Source organism: uncultured Campylobacter sp., assembly GCF_937997465.1.
Classification (GTDB): Bacteria; Campylobacterota; Campylobacteria; order Campylobacterales; family Campylobacteraceae; genus Campylobacter_A.
In genome coordinates this window covers 1-10,177 of record NZ_CALKTQ010000216.1, presented here as the reverse complement: position 1 = coordinate 10,177, position 10,177 = coordinate 1, and the positions used below count along the sequence as shown (strand labels likewise).

12 protein-coding genes are annotated in these 10,177 nt (G+C 45.5%); 7 read left to right on the top strand and 5 right to left on the bottom strand.

The features are described from left to right. From dnaK to rpsO, 4 genes are all read right to left on the bottom strand, one after another. A partial coding sequence (gene dnaK / locus Q0546_RS07250; RefSeq protein WP_298791759.1) for a molecular chaperone DnaK occupies nucleotides 1-1,678 on the bottom strand: 1,678 nt, incomplete at its 3' end. 35 nt (nucleotides 1,679-1,713) lie between these two features. Then, nucleotides 1,714-2,241, bottom strand: a complete 528-nt coding sequence (gene grpE, locus Q0546_RS07245; protein WP_002946505.1) for a nucleotide exchange factor GrpE — start codon at nucleotides 2,239-2,241, stop codon at nucleotides 1,714-1,716. Beyond that, nucleotides 2,238-3,017: an HrcA family transcriptional regulator gene (locus Q0546_RS07240; RefSeq protein WP_298058218.1), complete on the bottom strand. Its 780-nt coding sequence runs from the start codon at nucleotides 3,015-3,017 to the stop codon at nucleotides 2,238-2,240. The genes grpE and Q0546_RS07240 overlap by 4 nt, the downstream gene beginning before the upstream one ends. A 281-nt stretch (nucleotides 3,018-3,298) precedes the next feature. Beyond that, nucleotides 3,299-3,571 carry a 30S ribosomal protein S15 gene (rpsO, locus tag Q0546_RS07235; RefSeq protein WP_298791757.1) on the bottom strand — a complete coding sequence of 91 codons (273 nt, stop codon included), beginning with the start codon at nucleotides 3,569-3,571 and terminating at the stop codon, nucleotides 3,299-3,301. 144 nt (nucleotides 3,572-3,715) lie between these two features. Between rpsO and Q0546_RS07230 the strand changes: the two genes are divergently transcribed. The 7 genes from Q0546_RS07230 to Q0546_RS07200 are packed head-to-tail and all read left to right on the top strand — an operon-like array spanning nucleotide 3,716 to nucleotide 9,273. Then, nucleotides 3,716-4,120: an Rrf2 family transcriptional regulator gene (locus Q0546_RS07230; RefSeq protein WP_298791755.1), complete on the top strand. Its 405-nt coding sequence runs from the start codon at nucleotides 3,716-3,718 to the stop codon at nucleotides 4,118-4,120. Nucleotides 4,121-4,123: 3 nt separating this feature from the next. Next, nucleotides 4,124-6,286, top strand: coding sequence for a flagellar biosynthesis protein FlhA (flhA, locus tag Q0546_RS07225; protein WP_298791753.1), 2,163 nt, complete (start codon nucleotides 4,124-4,126; stop codon nucleotides 6,284-6,286). 8 nt (nucleotides 6,287-6,294) lie between these two features. Further along, nucleotides 6,295-7,413 carry a 3'-to-5' oligoribonuclease B gene (locus tag Q0546_RS07220; protein ID WP_298791751.1) on the top strand — a complete coding sequence of 373 codons (1,119 nt, stop codon included), beginning with the start codon at nucleotides 6,295-6,297 and terminating at the stop codon, nucleotides 7,411-7,413. Nucleotides 7,414-7,416: 3 nt separating this feature from the next. Beyond that, nucleotides 7,417-7,644 carry a hypothetical protein gene (locus tag Q0546_RS07215; protein ID WP_298791749.1) on the top strand — a complete coding sequence of 76 codons (228 nt, stop codon included), beginning with the start codon at nucleotides 7,417-7,419 and terminating at the stop codon, nucleotides 7,642-7,644. After that, nucleotides 7,641-7,820, top strand: a complete 180-nt coding sequence (locus Q0546_RS07210) for a hypothetical protein (RefSeq protein ID WP_002946522.1) — start codon at nucleotides 7,641-7,643, stop codon at nucleotides 7,818-7,820. The genes Q0546_RS07215 and Q0546_RS07210 overlap by 4 nt, the downstream gene beginning before the upstream one ends. Continuing rightward, a complete protein-coding gene (cmoB, locus tag Q0546_RS07205) occupies nucleotides 7,820-8,725 on the top strand; it encodes a tRNA 5-methoxyuridine(34)/uridine 5-oxyacetic acid(34) synthase CmoB (RefSeq protein ID WP_298791747.1) in 906 nt (301 codons plus the stop codon). Before Q0546_RS07210 ends, cmoB begins: the two co-directional genes overlap by 1 nt. Nucleotides 8,726-8,736: 11 nt before the next feature. Then, nucleotides 8,737-9,273 (top strand): PaaI family thioesterase, encoded by a 537-nt coding sequence (locus Q0546_RS07200; RefSeq protein ID WP_298058229.1) that lies wholly within the window; start codon nucleotides 8,737-8,739, stop codon nucleotides 9,271-9,273. Between the two features lie 170 nt (nucleotides 9,274-9,443). Here Q0546_RS07200 and Q0546_RS07195 read toward each other — a convergent pair whose 3' ends face one another. Beyond that, nucleotides 9,444-10,067, bottom strand: coding sequence for an MBL fold metallo-hydrolase (locus tag Q0546_RS07195; RefSeq protein WP_298791745.1), 624 nt, complete (start codon nucleotides 10,065-10,067; stop codon nucleotides 9,444-9,446). Nucleotides 10,068-10,177 lie beyond the last annotated feature (110 nt).

Sequence of the window (10,177 nt, the reverse complement as noted above, 5' to 3'; positions counted from 1 at the left end):
CGATGGTACCGCGATCTGCCGCAGGCACTTTATCACCCGCTTCGTCTAATTGTTTACGCGTGCTGTGAACTAAGTGATCCGCTTGATTGCGTGCTTGTACCAATTCTTCAAATTTACGGTCGGATTCAGCGTTCGCTTCGGCATCGCGCACCATTTGTTGAATTTCTTCATCACTTAAACCGGAAGACGCTTTGATAGTAATTTGTTGTTCTTTACCTGTGCCTTTGTCTTTCGCAGAAACATGGATGATACCATCTGCGTCGATGTCGAAGGTCACTTCAATTTGTGGCATACCGCGTGGAGCAGGGTTGATGCCTTCAAGGTTGAATTGACCTAAAGATTTGTTGTCGCGGGCAAATTCGCGCTCGCCTTGTAGTACGTGGATCGTGACGGCGCTTTGGTTATCCTCGGCGGTTGAAAATACCTGATTTTTCTTAACCGGGATAGTCGTGCCTTTTTCGATGATTTTTGTCATCACGCCGCCTAGAGTCTCGATACCTAGGCTTAGCGGAGTGACGTCTAGGAGCAACACGTCCTTCACGTCGCCTTTGATGACCGCGCCTTGGATCGCCGCGCCGATAGCTACGACTTCGTCCGGATTTACGCTTTTATTTAGCTCTTTGCCAAACGCCTTTTTGACCTCTTCTTGCACTAAAGGCACACGCGTCGAACCGCCCACCATGACGATCTCTTTGACATCGGATTTGTTTAGGCCGGCGTCTTTTACGACCTCGTTTATCTTGGTGATCGTTTGCGCGACCAGATCTTCGATCATACCCTCAAATTTGGCCCTAGTTAGCGTTTTTGTGAGGTGTTTAGGACCCGTAGCATCAGCAGTGATAAACGGTAAATTTATAGTCGTTTCTTGAGCCGAGCTAAGCTCTTTTTTGGCCGTTTCGGCTGCCTCTTTTAGGCGCTGCATAGCCATCACGTCGGTTTTTAGATCGATACCCGAGTCACTTTTAAATTCGCTCGTTAGCCAGTCGATTAGGCGGTTATCGAAATCATCGCCGCCCAGGAATGCGTTACCGCCCGTAGCTAAAACCTCGACCACATTATCGCCGGTTTCTAGTACGGTAACGTCAAACGTACCGCCGCCTAGGTCGTAAACCATGATCTTTTCGGACTCTTTTTTATCTAGACCGTAAGCAAGAGCCGCCGCAGTTGGCTCGTTTATGATGCGAAGCACGTTTAGTCCAGCGATAGTTCCCGCCTCTTTTGTCGCTTTTCTTTGGCTGTCGTTAAAGTACGCAGGCACGGTAATGACGGCGTCTACGACTGTTTCGCCCAGATAGCTCTCCGCATCCTCTTTTAGCTTTATGAGCACTTTTGCGGAGATTTCTTGCGGAGTGTAGACTTTGCCCGCGATCTCGATAGCGCACGCGCCGTTTCTATCTACGACGTGGTACGGCAACCTAGCTTTAGCTTCCTGAGCGTTTTTCTCGTTGCTCATTAGACCCATTATTCTTTTGATAGAGTATATGGTTTTTTCAGGATTTGTGACGGCTTGGCGTTTTGCGCTGTCGCCTACTAAAATTTCGCCCTTATCGGTAAACGCCACAACCGAAGGAGTCGTGTTTTTACCCTCTTTGTTCGGGATTACCTTGCTTTCGCCTCTCTCATACACGCTTACGCATGAATTCGTCGTTCCTAGGTCTATACCTATTACTTTTGCCATTGTTTATCCTTTTTATTAAATTTTTCTTTCAAATTTTACTTCGCTATCGACACCATCGCAGGGCGCAAAACTCTGCCGTTGATGAGGTAACCTTTTTGTATCACTTGTACGATCTTGCCTTTTTCCACGTCTTCGCTTTCTACTTGCAGCATAGCATTGTGGAAATTCGGATCAAAGTCCTCGTTCGCTTCGATCGCGGTGATGCCGTTTTTCTCGAAACATTTTTTAAACTGATCTATCGTTATATAAATTCCCTCTTTGATTTTTGCCGCGTATTCGTCGCCTTCGGTTTCAAAATTTACCGCCATCTCAAGCGCGTCTATCACCGGAAGCAGATCCCGCGCAAATTTCTCGTTTGCATACGTTGCGATGTCCGCTTTTTCCTTTTCAAAACGCTTTTTGATGTTTTCAAAGTCCGCGTTGGCTCTATAATACTTATCCGTTAGCTCCTCGAGCTGCTTTTGAAGCTCGACGTATTTCGCGTCAAGGCCCTCAAAGCTGATACTCTCGTCAAAATTTGACGGGATTTGCTGCTCAAGTTCTACGTTTTCATTCTCGTTCATGCCGCCTCCTTTAGGTTGTTTAAAAATCTTTCATAATCATTATAAATGCTGCCCGCGCAAAGCATTTTAGCCTCTTTGCCGTCAAAATTTACGCCAAGCTTCATGCCTAGGTAATTTTCGCCGAAAAAGACTAAATTTGAGTCAAAAACCATCTCAAGACTAGGGCTTAGCGCGTTTTTAAAGCTCTTGCCGAAAATTTCAAGCGCTACCTTTTCGTTTTCTAAAAAGCGAATTTTGTTGCGCTTTAGCTCAGCTATCTTATTTCTTAGCTCGTTTAGGCCCACCTGCATACAGGTAAGCTCGAGCCTATCGAGGTCTATGCCGATGAGATTGCTCAAAAATTTCTCTACCTTCGAGTTAAATTTGAGCGCTATCTCGTCCTCGCTAAAGCTCAAAATCAAAAATCTATTGTTTAAATTTAAGACCTCGTTTAGCGTTTGGGTTTTGTTTTCAAAAACCATCGCGTAAATTTCAAATTCATCGCTTAGCAACTTTAGCAGGCTTGGATTTGCGATATTTAGCGTCTCATCGAAATTTAATCTAGCTCGCCAATAATCCCTCATTGTCGCTGCCGTCGGTATCCTGCCGCCGCTAACGTGAAACTGCGTGATCGCGCCCTCGTCGGAGAGCTTTTTAAAATAAACCCTGATCGTAGAGGCCGGGATCGACATCGCCATGCGCGAACCAAGCTCGCTAGAGCCGATTGGAGCGTTGTCGCTAAGATAAGCTTGAATGATAGAATCAAGTATCAGATCTCGCTTGCTCACCTTTATCATATTAGCACTCTCTCCTTTAAATTGCTAGGCGCATTATACAACATTGAGCGGATAATTGTCAAGGGCTAGAGTTTAAAAAATTTATTTAGATAACTTTAGCGTAGTTAGCTCAATTTTGGAAAGGTAAAATTTGAGTAAAATGAGCGGTATGCGGGAAAAATTAAATCTATTTAATGTAATAGGATAGTAAATTTGGTTTTTTGCTAAATTTTAGGAATCTAAATTTTGAAAATAATAAGAAGTAAAATTTGAAAGAAAAGCCCCAAATTTAGGGCTTGGGATTATTTATCTCTGAGATTTAGCTCAGCGATAACTTTTGTGTAAGCTGCGTAATCTTTAGCTTTTAGATATTTCATCAAGCGTTTTCTGCGGCCGACTATTTTAAGTAGTCCTAGGCGAGACGAGTGATCTTTTTTGTAGATTTTTAGGTGCTTGGTTAGCTCCTCGACTCTTGCTGTTAGCAACGCGATCTGAACTTCCGGAGAACCCGTATCTTTTTCTTTTCTAGCGAATTTCGCAACAATTTCTGCTTTTTTAGCCGAATCCAAAGCCATAATGACCTCCTGATTGGTGAGATTAAAAAAGGCGATTATATCATAAAAATCAAAAAATGCGGCACCTGTTTTAAAAAATATTGATTTAATCAAATTTGCAGATAAAATTTAATAAAATATCCGCAAAAAATTTAAGGGGAATTTATGCTTTTGACAAAAGCAAGCGAATACGCGCTGCTTTCGCTGATTTACATAGCGCAAAAAGACGCTCCATCAGATGTCGATACGATGTCGGGCGAGCTTGAGATATCAAAAAGCTTTTTGGCTAAAATTTTGCAAAATTTGGCTAGAGAGGGAATTTTGGTTTCGTTTAAGGGCGCAAACGGCGGATTTATGCTCGCGCAAAAGCCTGAAGAAATCAGCATAAAAAGGATAATAGAAAGCGCTGAAAAGCGTAAAATGGCGGTATTTGAGTGCTCGATCTCGGCCGATGGTTGCTCATCTAGTAAGGGCGGAATATGCCAAATTTGGCCGATGTTTAGCGCTCTTCAGTCTAAAATTGACGATTTTTTAGATACAATTACGTTAGCAAATATAATCAAGAAGTAAATTTTGGCAAAACAAAAGCGCAATATCCTAACCCTGGTCGCACCGTTTTTAGAGCCTATCGTAAGGTTTAAAGGGCTCACGATCGTCGGCGTCATAATCGCCATCCTAGCGATCATTATCGTGCCGCTTCCTAGCGCGGTTTTGGATTTTTTTCTTGCGCTTTCTATTTCTATCTCGGTGCTCATTATCCTGATCGCCGTTTACGTGCCAAAGCCTACCGATCTTAGCACGTTTCCGACGCTTATTCTCATCATCACGCTTTTTAGACTCTCGCTAAACATCGCCACTACGCGTATGATTTTAAGCGAAGGACACAACGGTCCCGATGCCGTGAGCGAAATAATATCGAGCTTCGGGCAGTTCGTCGTAGGCGGCAACTACGTCATCGGCGTGATCGTCTTTACGATCCTAGTTCTTATAAATTTCATGGTCGTTACCAAGGGTTCGACGCGCGTGAGCGAGGTACAGGCGAGATTTACGCTAGATGCTATGCCCGGTAAGCAAATGGCGATAGATGCTGATCTAAACGCTGGTCTGATCGACGAAAAGACAGCCAGAGAGCGCCGTGAAGCCATCATCGGCGAGGCGAATTTCTACGGTGCGATGGACGGTTCGTCTAAATTTATCAAAGGCGATGCGGTTGCTGGCATCATCATCACGATCATAAACATCGTCGGCGGCTTTCTCATCGGTTCGTTTCAGTACGGCCTAGACATGGCTACTTCGGCGCAAAACTATACGATCCTAACTATTGGCGACGGTCTAGTGAGTCAGATCCCGGGCCTCATCACGTCGACGGCTACGGCGATTATCATCACGCGCGCTAGCAAGGACGATGAAAATTTCGCCGAGGGCTCGCTAACGCAGCTGCTAGGCGAATACAAAACGCTTTTGATAGTCGGCTTTATACTATTTATATTTGCCCTGGTTCCCGGGCTTCCGACGCTATCTCTGGGCTTTATCTCGCTTCTGTTTTTAAGTATGGGTTATATAATGAAAGAGGTAAAAGAGGGTAAGATAAATTTGACCGCCAAGGCCCAAAGCGCAAGCTCTACCCAAGGCGAGGAGGAAGGACCGGCAGCGCCTAAACCGCCTAAAAAAAGCGAAGAGGAGATCGCCCGCGAAGAGGAAGCCAAGATAAACGATATCTTAAAGCTTGAAATTTTAGAGCTTGATCTAGGATATGGCCTGCTAAAGATCGCCGAGACCGATCTCATCGAGCGCATACGAGCGATGCGCCGAAATATCGCGGCACAGCTTGGTTTTTTGATGCCAAAGATCCGTATACGCGACAACCTTCAGCTACCGCCAAACGAATATCGCTTTAAGCTAAAAGGCGTCGTGATCGGGCAGGGCGAAATTTACGCGGATAAATTTCTAGCTATGGATAGCGGGCTAGTTAGCGACAATATCGAAGGCATCCCGACTAAAGAGCCCGCGTTTGGCCTCGATGCGCTATGGATCGATGCGGGCGTAAAAGAGGACGCGATACTAAGCGGCTACACGATCGTAGATCCCGCGAGCGTCATCTCCACGCACATGAGCGAGCTGATAAAGCAAAACGCCGCCGAGCTCCTAACCCGCCAAGAGACGCAAAATTTGCTCGACAAGCTAAAATCAGAGTACCCCGTCATCGTCGAGGATACGCTGCGCATCGCGCCTATCGGAGTTATCCAAAAGGTGCTAAAAGCGCTGCTAAAAGACCACATCCCGATAAAAGATATGCTAAGCATCCTAGAGGCGCTAAGCGACATCGCCGAGGTTAGCAAAAACCTCGATATGATCGTCGAGCACGTCCGCACCGCGCTTGCTCGTGCTATCACTTCGCTTTACGTCGATGAGGGCGGGCGGTTAAATTTCTACGTGATGGAGCCAGCCGCGCAGCAAAAGCTGATCGACGCCGTGCAGTATAAAGACGGCGCGTATCACCTGATGATAAACGTCTCGCAGACCTCGGCGATCGTGCAGGCTCTGCGTGAGGCGAGGGCGAAGCGGCCGATCTCGGAATACGGCTCGATGATACTTTGCGTAGAGCCTAGCTTGCGTAAATTTATCGCTGATATCTGTGCAAATTTCGCCATAGATATCACGGTGCTTAGCTTTGCCGAAGTCGCGGCAAATACGCCGTTTGAGACGCTAGGCACGATAGAAATATCAAATTTGTAAGGAATAAAATGACCATCCACCACCTCTCGCACACCGATCTGGACGGATACGGCGCGCAGGTAATAACGAATCACTATTTTAAAAACGTTAAATTTTACAACTCAAACTACGGCAAGGAGATCGACGAGAAATTTGATCAAATTTTGGCTCAAATTTCTGATAAAAGCGTAGCCCAGACGCAGTCAAATTTAATCAGCGAGCAAAATGGTAACTCGCAAAATGCGTCCGAAAATCACGGCAAAGACGAAGTGATTAAAAATGACGAAAAAGCGCTTATCCTGATAACTGATCTAAATTTAACCGTGGAGCAGTGCGAAGCCTACGAGAAGGCGCTCGTAAATAAAAACGCTAAAATTTTGCTCCTCGATCACCACCAAAGCGGAGCCGAATGCGCGAGCAAATTTGGCTGGTATTTTTTAGATAGCTCAAGGTGTGCGACCAAGATCACGCATGATTTTTTCGCTAAAATTTACGGCGTAGATGCGAGCCTAAATCACTTTAGCGACGTCGTAAATGCCGTGGATATCTGGCTAAAAGAGGACGTAAATTTTGAAATGGGCAAGGTCGGACTCGGACTCGTCGCAAACGCAAAAGAGATAAACAAAACGATGTTTGAGGCTGAAAATTCACGCTATCTTTTTTATCTTATCGAGCGCGCGCGGGAGTTTTTTGACGCGGGAGACGACTATGTCGGGCTTGACGAGGCGATTTTCGGATTTAAAAAGGACTTTTTCAAAGAGGATAAAAACGACACTCTAAGCAACCTGATTTCAGCCTTCGTCGTAAAAAAGCTAAGCGAGGAAAAAGAGAAATTTAGCATAAAGTATAACGACCTTAACGGCATTTTGACCTACAATATCGGTAACACCTCGGTTATCGGCAACGATTTTTTAGTCGCGAACCCCGATATTGATTTTTTCATCGACGTTACGAGCAAAAAGACGCTGAGCTTTCGCGCTAATGGCAAAGTAGATGTCAGCCAGATGGCTAAAAATTTAGTCGGCGGCGGCGGACACGTGAACGCTAGCGGCGGACTTTTTGCGGGCTTTAAGGATAGCTTTAGCTATGAAAACGTAAAGGCGCAGATAACCGACCTAATAACTAAAAAAACGATTTTGCAAGGATAGAAAATGAAAGAAATAGAACCTACCGTGGACGAGCTAAGCTACGAGCTTTCGATGATGCTAGAGGCGATGCTGTATTATGCCGGCGTGAAAAAAGATAGGCTCGAGGACGCCGTAGAGACCTACATTGAGTGCATCGACGACGCACTGGAGAGCAGCGATGCCGAAGGCGTGGACGAGGTGCTTGAAGTCGTCGAATATATGAAGAAAAAGCACGCTAAATTTTTCAAATGAAAACTCTAGCGCAAATTTTATTTTTTTCGGCTCTGGCGGCTATGCTTGGCGGTTGCGTGTTTTTAAACGACCGCGGCGTGACGACGAAGTACTACAACGAGTGTAAGGAGTACTACGACGCGACGGGCGTCTATCACAAAGAGTGCCCTAAAAACATCATCGACTGGACGGAATGATGAGTTTAGAAGCGGCTAGAGCGGCGAAGGCTAGAGAGCTGGCGGGCAAAACCTACGCACCTTTGATGCGTGAGATAGAGGAGCTGGCGGCTAAATTTAAGGGGCGCGAATTTGAGCTCAAATTTGACGATATAGTCGAGATAAGTGCAAATTTAACGCCAGCGGAGCGCGAAGAGACGCTGCAAACGGCGCTAAATTTACGCTCGTGGCGCAAGGGGCCGTTTAAGATAGACGATATCTTTATCGACAGCGAGTGGAGGAGTTTTGTCAAATTTAACCTACTCGCGCCGCACATGGATCTAGCGGACAAGGTCGTGGGCGATATCGGCTGCAACAACGGCTACTATCTCTTTCGTATGTTGCCCCAGAGCCCGAAAAAGCTGATTGGCTTTGATCCTGGCGTGATGAGCTTTTTGCAGTTTAAATTTATCGACGCGTTTGCGCGCTCGGGCATAGAGTACGAGCTGCTAGGCGTCGAGCATCTGCCGCACTACGGCGTCAAATTTGACGTGCTGTTTTGTCTGGGCGTGCTCTATCACAGAAGCGATCCGGTGCGTACGCTAAAAGAGCTAAAAGGCGCGTTAAATGCGGGCGGCGAGCTATTTTTGGACACGATGTATCTTGATATGGAGGGCGATTTTGCCTTGAGCCCCAAAAATACCTACTCAAAGATACCAAATATCTACTTCGTGCCGACTATTAGGGCGCTTTTAAACTGGTGTGAGAGGGCAAGTTTTAAAGACGCGCAAATTTTGGCTACAAAGCCGACGGACGCGCACGAGCAGCGAAAAACGGAGTGGATCTTGGGTCAGAGTTTGGGCGATTTCCTCGATCCCACAGACCCGGCGCGCACGGTCGAGGGCTATCCCGCGCCAAAACGGGTCTATCTAAAACTAAGCGTATAAAAAGGTGAAAAATGGACGAAAATATCTACGACGACAACAGTAGCGACGGGGTCGTACTGCCAGAGGATGAAAATCCGTTTCGCAACGAGCTAAAAACCTCGCCGAATATAAAAATCGGTCTTAGTGGCGCCGTGACGCAGCTCGAGTCAAACCGCGCCAAAACGCGCTTTTTCGCCACTAGCGACATGGTCGCCGATAGCGAGGGGCTCATACACAGCGGATTTGTTTTCTCAGCGGCTAGCTACGCGGCGATGGCGGCGGTCAATGAGACTTTTAGCGTGGTTATCGGGGCTAAGATACATTTTTTCGCGCCGACCAAGCTAAACGAAGCGATCGAATTTGACGCGCGCTCACACTTTAACGAGAGTAAAAAACGCGAGGTGCGAGTAACCGGCACGACGAACGATATAAAGGTATTTGAGGGGACTTTTCAGGTCGTGATTTTAGAGGATCATATCTTTAAAATTTACAAAACGAACTTGCAAAAACAAGCCGCACAAAGACGAAACGAAGCAAAACGCAAAGAAGAGGCGAAGCAAAACGCGTAAGCTCTGTCAAATTTGATGAAATTTGACGGCGCAGTAAATTTAGCGTCGTCTTTTTCGGCGGTATTTTGGCAAAATCTGCATAAATTTAACGCTAAAAAGACCGCCGTCAAATTTACCTTTTAAAATTTGGCGCGGTTATTTTGAAATTTTAAAAGCCCAAATTTGACCCGTTAAAATCTCATCTCCCTACCGATCATATTTATCCAAAAGTCCAAATTCGCCTGCTCGGCTTTTAGCGTCGTTTTATCTCCGTGGCCTGGATACAGTACAAAATCTCCTTGCAAATTTTTGCATTTTAGCAAGCTTTGGCGCATATCCTCGGCGTTTGAAAACGGAAAATCATAGCGCCCAATCGAACCTCTAAATAAAAAATCTCCGCTAAAGATAACGTCGTCCACGCGCACCATACAGCATCCTGGCGTATGCCCAGGAAAGTGCATAAACTCGATCTCAAAGTCCTCTATGTTAAATTTAACATCCTCAAATTTCGCTCCGCCGACGCAAATCGCGTCGTGCATCGGCTGCTGACCCGCATCCCAAAGATCGTCGTGAAGCATGAAATTATCGTCTTTGTGGATGTAAACTGGAACATTAAAAAAATTTTTTAAGCTAACATTGTCAAGAACGTGATCGGAATGCCCGTGAGTGTTTAAAATAGTGAGTGGCGCGTGTGAATTTTTAACGACAAAGTCATATGAATCTTGACCTGGATCAATGATAATATCGCGCCCGTTTTTGGATACTACGTAGCAGTTGGTTTGATAATCTCCGCATGGTTTTGAAAAAATTTTCACGTTTGTCCTTTTATAAAATTTAATTAAAATAAATTGTATATTCTTTAAGCTTAAAAGTTAAATTTTATAAAAAGATTGTATAATATTTTAGAATTTAAATTTATCGGTGA

Coding starts and splice junctions, on each gene's coding strand:
- grpE (WP_002946505.1), bottom strand. CDS start 2,241: ATGAACGAGAATGAAAACGTAGAACTTGAGCAGCAAATCCCGTCAAAT.
- Q0546_RS07240 (WP_298058218.1), bottom strand. CDS start 3,017: ATGATAAAGGTGAGCAAGCGAGATCTGATACTTGATTCTATCATTCAA.
- rpsO (WP_298791757.1), bottom strand. CDS start 3,571: ATGGCTTTGGATTCGGCTAAAAAAGCAGAAATTGTTGCGAAATTCGCT.
- Q0546_RS07230 (WP_298791755.1), top strand. CDS start 3,716: ATGCTTTTGACAAAAGCAAGCGAATACGCGCTGCTTTCGCTGATTTAC.
- Q0546_RS07220 (WP_298791751.1), top strand. CDS start 6,295: ATGACCATCCACCACCTCTCGCACACCGATCTGGACGGATACGGCGCG.
- Q0546_RS07215 (WP_298791749.1), top strand. CDS start 7,417: ATGAAAGAAATAGAACCTACCGTGGACGAGCTAAGCTACGAGCTTTCG.
- Q0546_RS07210 (WP_002946522.1), top strand. CDS start 7,641: ATGAAAACTCTAGCGCAAATTTTATTTTTTTCGGCTCTGGCGGCTATG.
- cmoB (WP_298791747.1), top strand. CDS start 7,820: ATGAGTTTAGAAGCGGCTAGAGCGGCGAAGGCTAGAGAGCTGGCGGGC.
- Q0546_RS07200 (WP_298058229.1), top strand. CDS start 8,737: ATGGACGAAAATATCTACGACGACAACAGTAGCGACGGGGTCGTACTG.